The organism is Arthrobacter humicola, from assembly GCF_039531445.1.
Lineage (GTDB): Bacteria > Actinomycetota > Actinomycetes > Actinomycetales > Micrococcaceae > Arthrobacter > Arthrobacter humicola.
Window position 1 is genome coordinate 7,517 of sequence record NZ_BAAAQB010000015.1, and the last position, 17,983, is coordinate 25,499.

At 66.7% G+C, this 17,983-nt stretch carries 14 protein-coding genes; 5 read left to right on the forward strand and 9 right to left on the reverse strand.

Annotated features, from left to right (window positions below):
* From ABD243_RS06330 to ABD243_RS06350, 5 genes are all read right to left on the reverse strand, one after another.
* On the reverse strand, positions 1–387 hold a 387-nt coding region (locus tag ABD243_RS06330; protein WP_344363382.1), incomplete at its 3' end, for an OsmC family peroxiredoxin.
* A 207-nt stretch (positions 388–594) separates the two neighbouring features.
* A complete protein-coding gene (locus tag ABD243_RS06335; protein ID WP_091256485.1) occupies positions 595–945 on the reverse strand; it encodes a hypothetical protein in 351 nt (116 codons plus the stop codon).
* Positions 946–1,044: 99 nt separating this feature from the next.
* Positions 1,045–2,787, reverse strand: coding sequence for a 2-oxoglutarate dehydrogenase, E2 component, dihydrolipoamide succinyltransferase (gene sucB, locus ABD243_RS06340; protein ID WP_344363387.1), 1,743 nt, complete (start codon positions 2,785–2,787; stop codon positions 1,045–1,047).
* Positions 2,788–2,914: 127 nt separating this feature from the next.
* A complete protein-coding gene (gene lpdA / locus ABD243_RS06345) occupies positions 2,915–4,300 on the reverse strand; it encodes a dihydrolipoyl dehydrogenase (RefSeq protein WP_116768207.1) in 1,386 nt (461 codons plus the stop codon).
* 293 nt (positions 4,301–4,593) lie between these two features.
* Entirely contained in the window at positions 4,594–6,135 is a 1,542-nt protein-coding gene (locus ABD243_RS06350; protein ID WP_344363392.1) for a leucyl aminopeptidase, read from the reverse strand.
* Positions 6,136–6,527: 392 nt separating this feature from the next.
* Here ABD243_RS06350 and ABD243_RS06355 point away from each other — a divergent pair, with 392 nt between their 5' ends.
* From ABD243_RS06355 to ABD243_RS06370, 4 genes are all read left to right on the forward strand, one after another.
* Positions 6,528–7,466 carry a proteasome assembly chaperone family protein gene (locus ABD243_RS06355; protein WP_116768205.1) on the forward strand — a complete coding sequence of 313 codons (939 nt, stop codon included), beginning with the start codon at positions 6,528–6,530 and terminating at the stop codon, positions 7,464–7,466.
* Between the two features lie 35 nt (positions 7,467–7,501).
* Complete coding sequence (locus ABD243_RS06360) at positions 7,502–8,833, forward strand: MFS transporter (protein ID WP_344363396.1); 1,332 nt, start codon at positions 7,502–7,504, stop codon at positions 8,831–8,833.
* A 103-nt stretch (positions 8,834–8,936) separates the two neighbouring features.
* Positions 8,937–10,316 (forward strand): DUF4192 family protein, encoded by a 1,380-nt coding sequence (locus ABD243_RS06365; RefSeq protein WP_344363399.1) that lies wholly within the window; start codon positions 8,937–8,939, stop codon positions 10,314–10,316.
* A gap of 265 nt (positions 10,317–10,581) precedes the next feature.
* Entirely contained in the window at positions 10,582–11,925 is a 1,344-nt protein-coding gene (locus ABD243_RS06370; protein WP_116768202.1) for an RNA polymerase sigma factor, read from the forward strand.
* Between the two features lie 272 nt (positions 11,926–12,197).
* Here ABD243_RS06370 and ABD243_RS06375 read toward each other — a convergent pair whose 3' ends face one another.
* Complete coding sequence (locus tag ABD243_RS06375; protein ID WP_026266251.1) at positions 12,198–12,419, reverse strand: DUF7455 domain-containing protein; 222 nt, start codon at positions 12,417–12,419, stop codon at positions 12,198–12,200.
* A gap of 251 nt (positions 12,420–12,670) precedes the next feature.
* Here ABD243_RS06375 and ABD243_RS06380 point away from each other — a divergent pair, with 251 nt between their 5' ends.
* Positions 12,671–14,779, forward strand: coding sequence for a DNA gyrase/topoisomerase IV subunit B (locus tag ABD243_RS06380; RefSeq protein ID WP_116768201.1), 2,109 nt, complete (start codon positions 12,671–12,673; stop codon positions 14,777–14,779).
* A 44-nt stretch (positions 14,780–14,823) separates the two neighbouring features.
* Here ABD243_RS06380 and rox read toward each other — a convergent pair whose 3' ends face one another.
* From rox to ABD243_RS06395, 3 genes are all read right to left on the reverse strand, one after another.
* Positions 14,824–16,284: a rifampin monooxygenase gene (gene rox / locus ABD243_RS06385; RefSeq protein WP_344363405.1), complete on the reverse strand. Its 1,461-nt coding sequence runs from the start codon at positions 16,282–16,284 to the stop codon at positions 14,824–14,826.
* Positions 16,285–16,570: 286 nt separating this feature from the next.
* On the reverse strand, positions 16,571–17,560 hold the full coding sequence (locus tag ABD243_RS06390; protein ID WP_344363407.1) for a M56 family metallopeptidase: 990 nt from the start codon (positions 17,558–17,560) through the stop codon (positions 16,571–16,573).
* Positions 17,561–17,566: 6 nt separating this feature from the next.
* A complete protein-coding gene (locus ABD243_RS06395; protein WP_344363409.1) occupies positions 17,567–17,953 on the reverse strand; it encodes a BlaI/MecI/CopY family transcriptional regulator in 387 nt (128 codons plus the stop codon).
* Between the last annotated feature and the right edge of the window lie 30 nt (positions 17,954–17,983).

Here is a 17,983-nt window from a genome sequence, read left to right on the forward strand (position 1 = left end):
GAGGGCGGCCGAGACGGGGCAGCCCACCTTGGCTTCCTCAGCGATGCGCTGGAATTCGTCCTCCGTGATCCCCGGGATCCGCGCGCTCACGGTCAGGTGGCTGTCCGTGATGCCGGTGCCGGGCACGAAGGTGACATCCGCCTTGGTGTTGACTTGCTCGGGCGTGTGGCCGGCCTGGGCGACAGCGAGGCTGAATGCCATGGAGAAGCAGGCCGAGTGGGCCGCAGCGATGAGCTCTTCGGGGCTGGTCTTGCCCTCGGATGCCTCGGCGCGCGCCTTCCAGGTGACATCGAAGTTACCCAGTCCGGAGCTGTCCAGCGTCGTGTTGCCGGCGCCCGTCATCAGGTCGCCATTCCATACAGTGTGCGCGGTGCGTGTTGCTGCCATGTCCACTCCTCAAGATCGTTGTCATCCCACAGATCCGGCGATCCGCCGGATCATCCGTGTCCATCCTAGGGATTCGGCGCCGCCTGCGCACGGGGGTTCCGCTGTCAGTGGATTATGACCGGGTCTGGCGGGTACTGCTTAACGACGGCGGCGCCACACCCCTGTCTAGGGGTGCGGCGCCGTCGCTGTCGTTGACGTCGGGGACTGCTAGTTCCAGAGCGTGGCGACGGCAATGTTGATCAGCGCCATGCCGCCGACGGCGTGCGCCAGACCCTTGGGGACCTCAGCCCCGGAAGCAGCCTTCCGGTACCCGATGATGGCGGCCACCAGCACAACGATGGCGATCACCAATTTGACGGTGATCTTGAAGTAGTTGACCGGTTCGTGGGTGGCCCCCAGGATCCCTACGAGCGCCAGCCCCGTGACCAGCTGGGCAATTGCGCCGTACAGCTGCACCGGCAGGACGGTGGGCTTCTTGAAGGTGGCGAACCAGCCGCCGACGATCGCGGCGGCGCCCAAGACGTGCAGGAAGATCAGAATGTATTTAAGAATGTCCATGGCACCAGCTTAGCGACAATCTGTCGGCAAACGACGGAGGGCACCTTCCGTCATGGAAGGTGCCCCCGGTTCACCGTGTTTCAGGCGGGCTGTTGCTCGTTAGAGGCCCAGGTCCGCTTCGAACGCGCCTTCTTCGAGGCGTGCCTTCAGCGTCTGCAGGAAGCGTCCTGCATCCGCGCCGTCCACCAGGCGGTGGTCGTACGTCAGGGAGAGGTACATCATGGAGCGGATGGCCAGCGAGTCATCGCCGTTCTCGTCCGAGACCACCACGGCGCGCTTGACGATCGCGCCGGTGCCCAGGATGGCGACCTGCGGCTGGTTGATGATCGGGGTGTCGAAGAGAGCGCCCACGGAACCGATGTTGGTGATGCTGAAGGTTCCGCCGGAGAGCTCGTCCGGGCCGATCTTGCCGTTGCGGGTGCGGTCCGCGACGTCGGCGATCTTGCCGGCCAGGCCGGCGAGGTTCAGGTTGCCGGCGTCGGCGATAACCGGCACCAGCAGGCCCTTGTCGGTGTCCACGGCAATCGCCAGGTGTTCGGCGTTGTGGTAGGTGATCTCCTGCTTGTCCTCGTCGTAGGAGGCGTTGATCTTCGGGTGCTGCTTCAGGGCCTCGGCGACAGCCTTGGCGATGAAGGGCAGGAAGGTCAGCTTGGAGCCGTTCTGGGCCTGGAAGGAGTTCTTGGCCTTGGCGCGCAGCTTGGCTACCTTGGTCATGTCAACCTCGTGGACCTGCGTCAGCTGGGTCGAGATGTCCAGGGACTCGCGCATGCGGCGGGCGATGACCTGGCGGATGCGCGGGGCCTTCTGCACGGTGCCGCGCAGGGAGGACACTGCGGCGGCCGGAGCGGCAGACGGGGCTGCGGCAGCAGCTCCCGCTGCAGCGGGGGCTGCCGGTGCGGCCTTCGCCTCGGCGGCGGCCAGCACATCCTGCTTGCGGATGCGGCCGCCGACGCCGGTGCCGGTCAGGGACGCGATGTCGACGCCTTGCTGGTTGGCCAGCTTGCGGACGAGGGGAGTGACATAGCCGGACTCTGCCGGCGCGGCAGCTTCTGCCTTAGCCGGAGCGGCGGGAGCTGCAGCGGCGGGCGCCGCGGCCGGTGCGGGAGCGGCTGCGGGAGCCGCCGGTGCGGGAGCCGGAGCTGCTGCGGGAGCCGGAGCTGCTGCGGGAGCGGCTGCCGGAGCCGGGGCGGCTGCGGGAGCCGGTGCGGCGGGGGCTGCTGCGCCGGAACCGATGACGGCCAGGACGGAGCCGACCTCGGCGGTTTCGTCCTCGTTGACGCGGATTTCCAGGAGGGTTCCGGCGACGGGGGACGGGATTTCGGTGTCAACCTTGTCGGTGGAAACCTCAAGCAGCGGCTCGTCGACCTCCACGGTGTCGCCGACGCTCTTCAGCCAGCGGGTGACGGTGCCTTCGGTGACGCTCTCGCCCAGGGCCGGAAGCGTGACGTCGTGTCCTTCACCGGCGGGAGCAGAAACCGGGGCAGCGGCCGCAGCGGCAGGCGCCTCGGCCTCGGGGGCCGGAGCCTCCGCGGCCGACGGGGATGCTGCGGGGGCCTCTTCGGCGGGGGCTGCGGCCGGAGCTTCTGCGGCGGCCGGGGCGGCGTCGCCGGAGCCGATGCGGACCAGCGGGGCGCCGACTTCTGCGGTCTCGTCTTCGGCGACGAGGATTTCCTCGATCACGCCGGCAATCGGAGAGGGGATTTCGGTGTCTACTTTGTCGGTGGAAACCTCGAGCAGCGGCTCGTCCACCTCTACCCGGTCACCGACCTGCTTGAGCCAGCGGGTGACGGTTCCTTCGGTGACGCTCTCACCGAGGGCGGGCAAGTTAACGGATTCAGACATGTCGTCCCCGTTCTCCTTATTGATCTTTAGTGCGGATGATTGCTGCCTTGTTCGAGCTTAGTGCACCCGGCATTTTGGGCCGGGCGCACTAAGCACGGAGTTCTTGCGGTGGTGCGGGCGGAGATGCCTAGCCGTGGAGGGGTTTGCCCGCCAGCGCCAGGTGCGCCTCGCCCAGGGATTCGTTCTGGGTCGGGTGGGCGTGGACCAGCTGGGCCACGTCCTCGGGGTAGGCTTCCCAGTTCACGATCAGCTGGGCCTCGCCGATCTGCTCGCCCATGCGGGAGCCGATCATGTGGACGCCGACGACGGGGCCGTCCTTCTGGCGGACCAGCTTCACGATGCCGCTAGTGCCCAGGATGGAGCTCTTGCCGTTGCCGGCGAGGTTGTATTCCTGGGTTTCGACCTGGTCGTCACCGAACTTGGCCTTGGCGGCTGCCTCGGTGTAGCCGACCGTCGCGATTTCGGGCTCGGCGTAGGTGACTTTGGGGATGTTGACGTCTTCGACGACCACCGGCTTCAGGCCGGCGATTTCTTCGGCGACGAAGATGCCCTGCTGGTAGCCGCGGTGGGCCAACTGGACGCCCGGGACGATGTCGCCGACGGCGTAGATGTTGCCAACACCGGTGTGCAGGCGCTCGTTGGTGATGACGAAGCCGCGGTCGATGGTGACGCCGGCCTCTTCGTAGCCGAGGTTGGCCGTGACGGGGCCGCGGCCCACGGCCACGAGCAGGAGATCGGCTTCGAAGGTCTTGCCGTCGACGAGGGTGACCTTGACGCCGTCGGCGTTCTGCTCCACGCCCTGGAAGAACACGCCGGTGGAGAACTTGATGCCGCGCTTCTTGAAGGCGCGCTCAAAGTTCTTGACGATGGCGGCGTCCTCGTTCGGGACGAGGGAAGGCAGGCCTTCGACGATGGTGACGTCGACGCCGAAGGACTTCCAGACGGAAGCGAACTCGACGCCGATCACGCCGCCGCCCAGGATGATCGCGCTCTGGGGGATGTAATCCATGGTGAGGGCTTCGTCGGACGTGATGACCTTGCCGCCGATTTCCAGGCCCGGCAGGGTGCGGGAGTAGGAGCCGGTGGCGAGGACGATGTTCTTGCCCTTGTAGGCGGTGCCGTTCACGACGATGGTGTCGGCGCCCTGGAGCTTGCCCTCACCCTCGATGACGGTGATGCCCTTCTTGGACTTGATCAGTCCCTGCAGGCCCTTGAACTTGCCGGCAATGATGCCGTCCTTGTAGGCGTTGACGGCCGTGATGTCGATGCTGTCGAGGGTCACGTTCACGCCGTACTTTGAGGAGTCACGGGCGTGGTCTGCCAGCTCCGCGGAGTGCAGGAGCGCCTTGGTCGGGATGCAGCCGTTGTGCAGGCAGGTGCCGCCGAGTTTGGCCTTTTCGATGAGGCCGACGGTGAGGCCAAGCTGGACGGCACGCAGAGCGGTGGCGTAGCCGCCGCTGCCGCCGCCGAGTACCAGGATGTCGAATTCTTGCGCAGTTGCCTGATCGGCCACTAAAACGCTCCCTCGCGTGAACGATGACGCGAGAGTACGCATCATCTGGTCTTGAAACTTGCCTGCCGTGATTATGCCAGCAGGCCCGTTCCCTTTCATTTGTGACTACTTCTTGGGGTCTATCGTCGTTCACCTTAGCGAACCACTTATACATGCTCCACCTTGTCGCGGTGTTTGTGGAGCGCTTGTGTCCAGTGTCACGCGGCTTTGTGGCCGAGGCATCAGGGCCCCGGCCACAGAGCGGCGTGGGTGCGGACCGCCGTGGTGTCAGGCGGTGCTGTTGGACGGTGCTGTTAGGCGGAAGCCTTCAGCAGGTCTTCGACGTACGCCACAAGAGTGCGGACGGTGCAGCCTGTGCCCTGCTTGTGGTTGTAGCCGTAGGGGCTGCCGTTATTGAACGACGGTCCGGCGATGTCGATGTGGGCCCAGGGGATCTGTTCGCCGTCCTTGCCCTTGCCGACGAATTCGCGCAGGAACACGGCCGCGGTCATCATGCCGCCGTGGCGTTCGCCGATGTTGGCGATGTCCGCGACCTGCGAGTCGAGGCTGGGGCGCAGTTCTTCGGGCAGGGGCATGGGCCAGACGAGCTCGCCCGCACGGTCCGCGGCGGCTTTGATGGCGCCGGTGACGGAGTCGGAGCCCATGACGCCGGCGGTGCGGTCTCCCAGGGCGATCAGCTGCGCGCCGGTAAGGGTGGCGACGTCAATGATCGCGTCCGGGAACTCCTGGCTCGCTGCAACGATGCCGTCGGCCATGACCAGGCGGCCCTCGGCGTCGGTGTTCAGGACCTCGACGGTCTTGCCGCCGAACATCGTGAGGACGTCGGCGGGACGCTGGGCAGCGCCGGAGGGCATGTTCTCCGCAATGCACAGCCAGGCGGTCGCCTTGACCGGCAGGCCGAGGCCTGCGATGGCCAGCACGGTGTTAAGGACGACGGCGGCCCCGGCCATGTCGCTCTTCATGTCACCCATGCCGAGGGCAGGCTTGATGGAAATGCCCCCGGTGTCAAAGGTGATGCCCTTGCCCACAAGGGCGATCTTGGCCGTGGCCTTGGCCGGGGCGTACTCCACCTTCACGAGGCGCGGCTGGCGGGTGGAGCCCTTGCCGACGCCGAGGATGCCGCCGAAGCCCTCCTTCTCGAGGCGCTTCTCGTCCCAGACGGTCACCTTGACGGGCAAGCCCTTGGACAGCTCCTTGGCGGCGTCGGCGAAGGACTCGGGGTAGAGGTGGCTCGGCGGCTGGTTGACCAGGGTGCGGGTCGCGTTCACGGCCGTGCCGATCAGGGACGCCCGGTCCAGGACCGGCTGCAGTGCCTTGTCCGCGGCGAAGTCGGTCAGGATGGCGACGTTCTTCACCGGGTCCTTGAGCCCGTTCTGGGAGGACCGGAACTCCGTGTAGGAGTAGGCGCCCATTGCCGCGCCCTCGGCAACGGCGGCGACCTCGGCGAGGGTCGTCGTCGGAAGTGCCAGGGTGACGGTGGTGACGCCGGCCAGCTGGCGGACCGCCGAGCCGGCGGCGCGGCGCAGCGCCTCCTCGCTGAGCGGCTGCTTCGCTGAACCCTTGTTCGCGGGCAGCTTGCCGACGCCGGCGAGCAGCAGAATGGTGGCCCCCGCCTCGGGCAGGCCGGGCAGGCGGTGGGCCTGGTCGGCCGCGCCGGTGATGCCAAGAACGCTCAGTGATTCCGCCAGGGCCTCAGCGGCCTTGGCCGTCAGCGGATTGTCGAGCAATACCGGGCCGTCCGGACCCTGCCCGACGCCGATGACGAGGGCATCGCTGGGGGACTTCTTTAGGTCCCCTGCGACTGCACTAAGTTTGACTTCACTATTCTTGACCACGAGGACAGTCCTCAATTCTCTGTGATGTTTCTCGGTGATTTTCGGCAGGAACTGCATGTTCGGCGCCCTGCCGCGGATCCCGGGCCGCCGTCGTTCTGGGACGCAACCCGGTGTCTGCAAGCTAGCCCTAGGGCCAGTTCCGATCGTAGTCTCTCCCGACTCCGGACTTTCAATCGAATGAGAGCTGGAGCACACCCGGGGCAGGAATTAGCCCGGACGCCGGGGCGTTGTACTGTTAGCGGCGCTGCCGTGCGGTGAGTGCCCTGTGGACTGGCCGTCGGGTTCTGCATGATTCCGCGGGCTCTGCCTGATCGTCCGGAACCTGCGTGGCTGTCCGGACGACGGACCGCGACCCGCAACTCCTGCCGCCGCCATCGTGAAAGGAACACGCCGTGATTGAACGGATTTCCGGCTCTCTGCTGGACCCCCAGTCGCTCTATATCCGTGATGACGCGCTGTTCTCCAGCCCCGAACTGCACGGACTCAACCTCGTCATGGGGTTCACCGGCTTCGCTGACGCCGGCCACGTGGTCCGGCAGATCACCGCCGAGCTGTTGGACACGCTCGATTCCGAGATGATCGCCCAGTTCGACGCCGACCAGCTGATCGACTACCGGTCCCGGCGTCCGCAAGTTAGCTTCGTCGAGGACCACCTGCAGGATTACCAGGCCCCGAGCCTGGCGCTCTACCGCCTGGTCGACGGGCTGGGCAGCCCCTTCCTGTTCCTTGCCGGGTTCGAGCCGGACCTGCAATGGGAGCGCTTCGCACGCGCCGTCGTCGGTATCGTCGAGGAACTCGACGTCAACCTCGTCGCCTGGATCCATTCGATCCCGATGCCCGTGCCCCACACCCGGCCGGTCGGTGTGACCGTGCACGGCAACCGGCCGGAACTGATCGAGGGAATCTCCGTGTGGAAGCCCACCGTGGAGGTTCCTGCCGCCGTGGGCCACATCCTGGAGCTGCGTCTGACGGAGGCCGGCCGGAACATCGCCGGCTATGTCATCCATGTGCCGCATTACCTGGCCGAAGCCGAATACCCCACGGCCGCCGTTGCCGGACTCGAGTACCTGGGCGCGGCCACCTCCCTCATGCTGCCGACGGACCGTCTGCGCGAGGCCGGACGTGAGGTGGGCCGGCAGATCGCCGAGCAGATTGAGGCGTCCGAAGAGGTCCAGCAGGTGGTCTCCCGGCTGGAGTCCCGGTATGACGAAAAGGCCGAGGGGACTGTCCGGCGGTCGCTGCTGGCCGACGAGAACGACCAAATCCCCAACGCCGATGCCCTGGGGGCCGCCGTCGAGGCGTACTTGGCCCGTAAAGAACCCGGCGAATAAATACTATTTATCAACAAGCCGGGCATAATAGGGGAGTGACCTCCCCCCGCGCCTGGCTGATTTGGATCATCGGGATCTTTGCGTATCTCGTGGCGGTCAGCCAGCGCACCTCGTTCGGGGTCGTCGGCCTGGAGGCCACGGAACGCTTCCATGCCAGCGCGGCCGAAATTTCCTTCTTCACTGTGCTGCAGCTCCTGGTCTACGCCGCGCTACAGATTCCGGTGGGCATCCTCGTGGATCGGTACGGCTCCCGCGCCATGCTGGCAGGCGGCGGCATCCTGATGGGGCTCGGCCAGCTGCAGCTCGCGTTTGCCGACAACATCCCCGGCGGTGTTCTGGGACGTGTCCTGGTGGGTGCCGGCGACGCCATGACGTTCATCTCCGTCATCCGGCTTATTCCGCTCTGGTTTGCGCCGGGGCGCGTGCCGCTGCTGACGCAGCTGACGGGCATGTCCGGACAGCTGGGCCAGCTGTTCAGCGTGGTGCCGTTCGCCATGATCCTGCACTCCGCGGGGTGGACGCCTGCCTTCCTGACGCTCGCCGGGATGTCCGGCATCGCCGTCGTGCTGGTCCTGCTGTTGCTTCAGGACCTCCCGCCCGGGCACCCGGCCCCGCCGCCGTCCCAGGGCCTGCGCGCCACCGGAATTTCGCTGGGGCACGCCTGGCGGCAGCCCGGGACCCGGCTGGGGCTGTGGAGCCACTTCACCGTCCAGTTCAGCGGCACGGTGTTTGCCATGACCTGGGGCTACCCCTTCCTGATTTCCGCCCAGGGGCTGGACCGGGGAACCGTCTCCGGCCTCATGTCCCTCTACGTGGCCGCCGCCATTGCCGCCGGCCCCCTCATGGGCAGGTTCGTTGCCCGACATCCGCTGCGCCGTTCCACGATGGTGCTCCTGATTTCCGGCTGCACCGCTGCGGCATGGGCGGCCGTCCTGCTGCTGCCGGGACGATCTCCGCTCTGGCTCCTGGCTGTCCTTGTGGTGACGCTGGCCGTCGGCGGGCCCGGTTCGATGATCGGCTTCGACTTCGCCCGGACCTTCAACCCGGCGCACCGGCTCGGGACCGCCACCGGAATTGTCAACGTGGGCGGCTTCATCGCCGCCCTGGTGTCCATCTACCTCATTGGGCTGGTCCTCGACGTCCTTTACGCCAGCGGCTTCTCCCGGGGCGATCTCTACGGCCTGGATCCCTTCCGCGTCGCCCTCAGCGTCCAGTTCCTCCTGCTGGCCGGGGGAGCCTGCGCCATCATCGTTACCCGGCGGAAGGTCCGGCGCCAGATGGCGGCCCAAGGGGTCACGGTTCCGCCGCTGCTGAAATCCCTCGCCAAGCAACGCAAGCTCGTCGCGGAGCGCCGCCGCACGCCCTGAGTAGCGGTTTGGTGTGTTGGCTGCCCGGCGCAACGCCCTGAAGTTATCCACATAGCGCAGAACGGGACTCCCGCAGCGATCCGGCCGTCGCGAAGCTTGGCTTATGACAGCTCCCGATCATCTGAGAATTTCCGGCCCTGAAGACATCCTTGGCTTCATCCCTCACTCCCTGGGCTACTGGCCCGAGAACAGCCTCGTGGCCATGACCATGGAAGGCAAACGGCTCGGAGCCACCTTGCGGGTCGACCTCCCCGCGCTAGGCGGTGGCGCCGTCGGCGGCCGCAGCGGCGGAGGAGGGGGCAATACCGCGGCCCCGGGACGCGGTGGCGCCGGGTCCAGACGGCATTCCGGCTCAGGCCGGAGCGACGCGCTGGCCGGCTTTGCGCGAAATGTCGTGTCCTACTTGCAGGCGGACGACGCCGCCGATGGTTCGCTGCTGGCCTTCTTCACTGATACGGATACCAACAGCGACGACGGCCGCCCTGGGTTGGCGGTCCTGCTCAAAGAACTCGAACTTGCCCTGGAGGCGGCCGGAATGCCCGTGAGGGACGCGTGGGTTATTGGCGCGGAGTTCTGGCGCAACGCCTACTGCAGCGATCCGGACTGCTGTGTGCCGCCCGGCCGGCCGATCGAGCAGATCACGAACAGCAAACTCAATGCCGAGATGGTTTTCCGCGGCAGCAGTGTAGGCGAGGCCCCCGGAGCGCAGGACACCAGGCCGGCGCCGCGGCCCGTGGACCCTGCGGTCCGTACGGCCGAGTTCGGCTGGGCTGCGCAATTCTCCTCGCGACGGCGGGACCGGGCCCAATTCGCCCAGGTGCTTGATGTCTGGACGATGGTGATGCAGGCGGCCGCGCAGTCGCCCGACCTGACACCGGAACTGACCGGCTACCTACGGGCCAGCCTTTGCATCCCGTCATGGCGGGACGCAGTGCTCGTGATGGCGGCGGCCGGGCGGCCGGCGGCCGAATGCGGCGCTGAAGACTTCGGCATGTTCGACCCGGAAGCCGGATCAGCCTTCCGGCCCGGAACCAACTCTTCTCCAGGGCCAGGGCCAGGGCCAGGACCAACGCCCAGTCCCATTCCAGGACCGACGCCTTCCGACGGCCAGCCGGCCTGTGGCGCCGACGCTGGCCCAGTCCCGGGGGCCGACACGCTTCCCGGCTACGGGGAGGTCCTGCTCGGGCTGGCCCCGTCGGTCCCGGACTGGGCCCTGATGGTCGGGCTTGAGCGGGTCCTGCAACTGCTGGGAAGTCTCGGCGGCGGTGAGTCGACCGCAGCCGCCGTGACGGCAAGGGGCTGGATTGAATGGTGCCGCGGACGGGGTTCCTACGCCGACGCCCTGTATCGGCAGGCACTGCAGGACTATCCGGGATACAGATTGGCGGAACTGCTGGCAGAACTTGGCCGGCGCGGCACGCTTTGCGGCTGGGCAGCCAGACGGGAGGCAGCATGGCAGAAGTTTGCGCCGGACGCGGCGTGAGGAGTCGCCGCAATATTGTGGACCCGCCGCCCCGGAAGGCACCTCCGGAGAAAACCGTGAGACAATAGTTGCCGAGACCCGGTTGGGTCCGTGTATCAAGTGCCCGCAATGAACCTTGGAAACAGGGAACATTCCGGCCGCCCCAGCAGTTCTACTTAGTGGCTCTGCTGGTCGTGGTTGCATCTGATGTTGAACACGGACTTGACAGGGTCATAGTGGTGTTGCCCGTATGGCGATCCGCAGACCGCAGCTAGAAAGGTTTTCAGTGACCCCGTCTTCCGCGAAGAAGGAACCCGCCGACCAGGCCGAAATGTCCCCCGACGAGAAGAAGGCGGCGACCAACGCCAAGCGCGCCGCCACGCGTGCAGCCAACAAGGCTGTCAAAGACGCCGCTTCCGCCGAGGGCGGCGACACCGTAACGGGAGTCGCCAAGCCTGAGCCCAAGAAGCGCGGGCCCAAGCCCGGCGCCAAAGCCGCGGCAGAGGCCGCCGGCAAATCAGCCAGTGAGCACGGCGACGACGATGACGTCGACGTCGAAGAGGACCTCGACGACATCACGCCCGATGCTGCCGAACTCGGCGACGAGGTAGAAGGCGAAGAGGCTCCCGGCAAGGCCGCAGCGGCCACCGGCTCCGGCTTCGTCTACTCCGATGCCGATGACGACGACGCCCCGGTGCAGCAGGTCATGTCCGCCGGCGCCACCGCCGACCCCGTCAAGGACTACCTGAAGCAGATCGGCAAGGTCGCGCTGCTGAACGCTGAGCAGGAAGTGGACCTGGCCCTGCGGATCGAGGCCGGCCTCTTCGCCGAGGAAAAGATCGCCGCCGACGACGGCACGATGGATCCGAAGCTCAAGCGTGAGCTTGAATTCGTCATCCACGACGGCAAGCGTGCCAAGAACCACCTGCTGGAAGCCAACCTCCGCCTCGTGGTCTCGCTGGCCAAGCGCTACACCGGCCGCGGCATGCTGTTCCTGGACCTGATCCAGGAAGGCAACCTGGGCCTGATCCGTGCGGTCGAGAAGTTCGACTACACGAAGGGCTTCAAGTTCTCCACCTACGCCACGTGGTGGATCCGCCAGGCGATCACCCGCGCCATGGCCGACCAGGCCCGCACCATCCGCATCCCGGTGCACATGGTGGAAGTCATCAACAAGCTGGCCCGCGTCCAGCGCCAGATGCTGCAGGACCTCGGCCGCGAACCCACGCCGGAGGAGCTGGCCCTCGAACTGGACATGACCCCGGAAAAAGTCGTCGAGGTCCAGAAATACGGCCGCGAGCCCATCTCCCTGCACACTCCGCTTGGCGAGGACGGCGACTCCGAATTCGGTGACCTCATCGAGGACTCCGAAGCCGTGGTTCCCGCGGATGCCGTGAGCTTCACCCTGCTGCAGGAACAGCTGCACTCGGTGCTGGACACGTTGTCAGAGCGCGAAGCCGGTGTGGTCGCCATGCGCTTCGGCCTCACCGACGGACAGCCGAAGACTTTAGACGAAATCGGCAAGGTCTACGGTGTGACGCGCGAACGCATCCGCCAGATCGAATCCAAGACCATGTCCAAGCTGCGGCACCCGTCGCGCTCACAGGTCCTGCGCGACTACCTGGACTAACGGCCGCGCACCGGCCGCAGGCTGGGAGCAGTCCACACCAACGCGGGGTCACATCCCGTCCGCCGCCTGGCGGGCCGGATGTGACCCCGCGTTCGTGTTTTGCCTGAGTGGTTTTGCAGGATCAGGCGTCCCTTTGCACTAACTCGCGTTTAACGAACAAGGACCCCTCCGAATCGGAGAGGTCCTTGTTCACTAGTTGTTCAGTAGTCCCAGAGTTCAGTAATCTCAGGTCGCTGAAGACCCGGCCAGACGCCGAGCCGGAAACCGGGGATCTAGTCGACCGGAACCGGGGCCTTCTGGTGAAGGCGGTCTGTCTCGTCGTGCCAGTCTGAGCTGAGCGGCTTGAGTGTCGGCTCTACGGCGCGTGCGTGGTGGCCGCAGAAAAGAAGCTCACCGCCGGAGGCTCCGAGAACAACCCGGACATATGCCTGTGCTCCGCAACGATCGCACCGGTCTGCGGCGGTCAGTGTGCGGTCCGCAACTGCTGTTGTCATGTTCGGCCTCCTTAGTAGATCGGTATATCTATATAACCAGTATTCGTGGCCAAACCATCGCCGGGATGGCCCACTTTCGCTGTCCGCGTATCACGTCTCAGTAACGGGGAAGCCCCGCACGGTCCTTCCGGGGAGTGGCAGATCGGCGAGGACCCTGACTCCGACTAACCTAGGAAGAGCGTTAAACACTGTGACCGCCGGCCTGCGCACGCTGCAGGGGCCGTCCCCGTCTTGTAAGGAGTTCACGACCCGTGGCACCCAGTTCTGATTACACCGCCCGGCACCTTTCCGTGCTGGAGGGCCTCGAGGCCGTCCGCAAGCGCCCGGGCATGTACATCGGCTCCACGGATTCCCGCGGACTCATGCACTGCCTCTGGGAGATCATCGACAACTCCGTCGACGAGGCCCTCGCCGGCTTCGGCCACGACATCAAGATCATCCTGCACGCGGACAACTCGGTGGAGATCCACGACGACGGCCGTGGCATCCCCGTGGACGTCGAACCGAAAACCGGGCTGACCGGCGTCGAAGTGGTTTTCACCAAACTGCACGCCGGCGGCAAGTTCGGCGGCGGCTCCTACACGGCTTCGGGCGGCCTGCACGGCGTGGGCGCCTCCGTCGTCAACGCCCTGTCGGCACGCCTCGACGTCGAGGTGGACCGTGGCGGCAAGATCTACAAGATGTCCTTCCGCCGCGGCGAGCCGGGCCGCTTCAAGGACCCGGGCACCAAGCCGGATCCGGCCTCGGTCTTCGAACCGTTCGTTGACGGCTCCGTGCTCGACGTCGTCGGCAAGGCCAAGCGCGGAATGACGGGAACGCGGATCCGTTACTGGGCCGACCGGCAGATCTTCACGCCCGACGCCAAATTCTCCTACGAGGACCTCGCCGCGCGGGCCCGCCAGACCTCGTTCCTGGTCCCCGGGCTGAAGCTCACGGTCCGGGACGAACGCAGGCTTGCCGGCACCCCGGGCGAAGCGGGCCCGCATGAGGAAGTCTTCCACCACGACGGCGGCATCGCCGAGTTTGTCGACTTCCTCGCCGCTGACCCGGCCATCACCGACATCTGGCGCCTGCACGGCGCCGGCAAATTCAAGGAAACAGTGCCCGTTCTCGACGAGCGGGGGCACAGCCAGCTCGCGGAGGTGGAGCGCGACTGTGAAGTCGACGTCGCCCTGCGCTGGGGGATCGGGTACGACAGCACGGTCCGCACCTTCGTCAACATCATCTCCACGCCGAAGGGCGGCACCCACCAGTCCGGCTTCGAGCAGGCCCTGCTGAAGACCTTCCGCAAGGCGATCGAGACCAATGCCCGCAAACTCAAAGCAGGCAACGACAAGATCGAAAAGGACGACATCTTCGCCGGCCTGACGGCAGTCCTGACCGTCCGGCTGGCCGAGCCGCAGTTCGAGGGCCAGACCAAGGAAATCCTGGGCACGTCGGCCGTGCGGGCCATCGTGGCCAAGGTGGTGGAGCAGGAGATCACCGCCCGGCTGACCTCCTCAAACCGCAACGACAAAGCCCAGTCGGCGCTGCTGCTGGAAAAGGTCGTCAGCGAGATGAAGTCCCGCATCTCGGCGCGCGTCCACAAGGAAACCCAGCGCCGCAAGAATGCACTGGAAACCTCCTCCATGCCGACCAAGCTTGCCGACTGCCGCACGGACGACGTCGCGCGGTCCGAACTGTTCATCGTCGAGGGTGACTCCGCACTCGGCACTGCCAAACTGGCAAGGTCCTCAGATTTCCAGGCCCTCCTGCCGATCCGCGGCAAGATCCTCAACGTCCAGAAGGCGTCCGTCGGGGACATGCTCTCCAACGCCGAGTGCGCGGCCCTGATCCAGGTGGTGGGCGCAGGCTCGGGCCGGACGTTCGACATCAGTGCGGCCCGGTACGGCAAGGTGATCCTCATGACCGACGCCGACGTCGACGGCGCCCACATCCGGACGCTGCTGCTGACGCTCTTCTTCCGCTACATGCGGCCCATGATCGATGAGGGCCGCGTCTTTGCCGCCGTCCCGCCGCTGCACCGGGTGGAGGTCATCAACGCCGGCCAGAAGGCCAACGAGATGATCTACACCTACTCCGAGGCCGAGCTCCACGTCCTGCTGGCGAGGCTCGCCAAGGAGGGCAAGCGCTACAAGGAGCCGATCCAGCGCTACAAGGGCCTGGGCGAGATGGACGCCGAGCAGCTGGCAGAAACCACCATGGACCCGCGCCACCGGACGCTCCGCAAGGTCGGGATCGACAACGCCAAGCAGGCCGAAGAAGTCTTCGACCTCCTCATGGGCTCCGACGTGGCACCGCGCAAGGACTTCATCATTGCCGGCGCCGCAAGCCTGGACCGGGAGCGCATCGACGCCTGACCGGACCCGGGACACTAAAACCCCGTTCGTCGTCGATCATCACGTCAGCCATGACGATCGTGAACGCCTCCGACGTCCGCGGAGGCGGCTCCGAACCATGTCGGCAGGTGGTGGAGCAGGTCTTTTTGGTCATCGCCGATCCATGCGACGTGGCCGTCCGGCCGGAGCAGGACCGCGGGCGCGTCCAGTTCCCCGCTGACGTCCACGACGTGGTCGATCCGATCCTGCCATCCTGCCACGGAGAGTTCGCCGGTCTGGTCCAGCAGGAGCCCGCGGCCTTCGCGGGTGAGCTCGTAGAGGCTGCCCCGCGACAGAGGGATGTCGCGCAGTCGCCTGCCGAGAAGCTCAGGTCCTTCGCCGAAGTCGTAGCGGACCCCGATCGCCGTGACCTTCTCCGCCAGGAAACGGCGAACGTCCTCAAAGTCCATCAGCGCAGTCAGCAGCCGGCGCACGGCCTGCGGGCCCGGCTCGGGGGAGAGCAGTTCGCTCTGGGCACGGGTGATGGTGAGCACGTCCTCGGCGACCGGGTGACGCTCGGCGTAATAGGTGTCCAGCAGCCCGCCCGGTGCCCACCCGTTGACCTCGGCGGCGAGCTTCCAGCCCAGGTTGAAGGCGTCCTGGATGCCGAGGTTCAAACCCTGCCCTCCCAGCGGCGGGTGGACATGCGCCGCGTCGCCGGCGAGAAGTACCCGGTCCACTCGGTATCGTTCGGCAATCCGGGTGGCGTCGCTGAAACGGGATAGCGAGCGTGGTGAGTGGACGCCGAAGTCGGTGCCCGCGTACGCCCGCAGCTGCGTCCGGAACTCCGCCAGGGTCGGCGGGACCGAGCTATCCTCGGCCACGGTCGCCGCGGGTACGACGGCGCGGTACAGGCCGTTTCCGGCGGGGCCGATGCCGAACCCCTTGTGGGTCTTGCGCACCTCGTCCGCCACTTCAGCCAGCTCGTCCGGCGGCGCGGTCACCTCCACCTCGCCGAGGAGCCACTCCGTGTTGGCGGGCTCGCCGGGGAAGCCAATGCCGAGCAGCTTGCGCACCAGGCTGCGTCCCCCGTCGCAGCCGACCAGCCAGCGGGAGCGCAGCCGTGTGCCGTCGGCGAGCCCGACGCTCACTCCGTCCCCGTCCTGCTCGACACCCGTCACCTCGGAGCCGCGGCGGATCTGTGCGCCGAGCTCGCCGGCGCGCTCGGCCAGCAGGCGATCGGTGACCGGCTGGGGGATGCCGAGGACGTAGCCGTGTGCGGTATCCAAATTCGCCGGCCGGGGTTTATCGATCGCGGCGAAGCGGCCAACGCCGCCGGGATACTGCTGCCCGTGTGCGAGGAAACGGTCCAGCAGCCCGCGTTGGTCCATGATCTCAATGCTGCGCGGGTGCAGGCCGAGCGAGCGGACAGTCTCGCTCGGCTCCGCGTCCTTCTCCAGCACGAGCACGTCCACGTCGTGCAGCCGCAACTCGCTGGCCAGCATCATCCCCGTCGGCCCGCCGCCGCTAATGATCACGTCGAACATGTGAAACCCCAATCCAAGAAATCACCTTCCGGCCCGCGGCCCCGAATCGCGGAATCGCCCGGAGCAGTCCCCATTTCCTCGGGTATTTTGGCCGCGACTCACTATTCTGGCCGTTGGCAGGGGCCTTGCGGCAAGCCCCCTGGCGAGCTATAACCTGAAAAGGGCAAGGAGATTAATTCTCCTTGCCCTTCGCATGTGCGGGAGCGGTGTTGCGAGGACGCTGCTCATCGCCCGCATGCCTGCCACGACGCCTCCCGTGCAGACGCCTTCCGAAAATGACAGAGCTTCAGCCGAGCAGGCCGGGGACCAATAACAGAGCCGTCGGCAGGGCCAGCAGCAGTACGCAGGCTGCCAGGACGGCCGCGCGCAGGGCATCCGGAAGCGGGGGCTGGGGCGAGAGCAGGCGGCTGACGCGGGACGCCGTCGTGCCTGCCGAGCCGGTGCCCCCAGTGGCGCCGGGCTGGCTTGGGTCGGCGTCGGGCAGGCCGGGTTCGCCGAATGCCAGGCGCGTCGCCGGGGCCGTCGGGGAGCCGCTGGCCACGATCGCGATTGCCTTGATGAGGGTGGCTTTGCTCTCGGTCTTGAGGGCGACGTCGTCGGCCAGCATTTCGATCAGGGAGTTGACCGACTCCTGGGCCAGCCGAGTGGTGGGCAGCCACGGCAGGGCCTGGCGCCACGCGGCGAAGGCCCACAGCAGGAGGTGGTGGCGCTGGCTTAAATGCGCGTTCTCGTGGATCAGGACCGCACGGAGCTCGGCGGGTTCCAACGCGGCCATGAGCCCGTCGGAGAGCACAGTCACGGAGCGTGCGCCGCCGGGCAGGCAGTAGGCCACGGGGGAGTCCACGTTGAGGACCACCGTTCCCGGGCCGTCGGCGGACGGCGAGGCGAGCAGGTCCAGCAGTTCCCGGTGGCGCCGGCGCTGGCGCTGGATCTTGTAGTAGGTCAGCAGCAGCGTGAAAACGAGGTGCGCCGTCAGCAGGGCCGCGGCGGAGAGCGCAAAGATGTGCCAGAAGCCCAGATCCGTGGTGGGGGCATTGTTGAAGACCATCCCCGCCAGGGCGCGCAGACCGGAAAGCAGGTTGTCCCCGACCGGCTCAAGCCCGTAGACGAGCATCGCGCCGATCATGGACAGGCCACCGGCAAGGGCGATCGCCTGCCACAGCAGCATCGCCGTGAAGGGGGAGCGTGCCGGCCACTGGGCACGCGAGAGGAGGATAGGCACCGGCCAGGCCAGTGCTATCGCCAGGACCGCCAGAAAATATGAGGTCCAGAACATCGGGCGCTAGCTGCCGCCCAGCAGCTTGCGCAGGGTTTCTGCCTCGTTGTCCGTGACGGAACCAATGAACCGGGCCAGGACGGCCTCGCGGTCCGGGGCTGAGCCGAGGACCTCGTGCATGAGTTCCGCGGTGTGGTCCGCGCGGCTGGAAACGGCCTGGTAGCGGTGCGGTCGAGTGCCGCGTTCGCGCTCCACGAGGCCCTTCCGCTCGAGGCGGGAGAGCACGGTCAGCACCGTGGTGACCGCGAGGTCCTTGCCCTCGTGGCCGGCGGTGCCGTCCTGGGGGTGGGTGCTCTGTGCGAGGAGATCCCGCAGGGTATTGGCTGTCGCAGCTTCTTGACCTGCCCAGAGCAGGTCCATCACTGCCCGTTCCAGTTCACCGAGACTTGCCATTCCGTACATCCTTCTATGCCTGCCGCACCG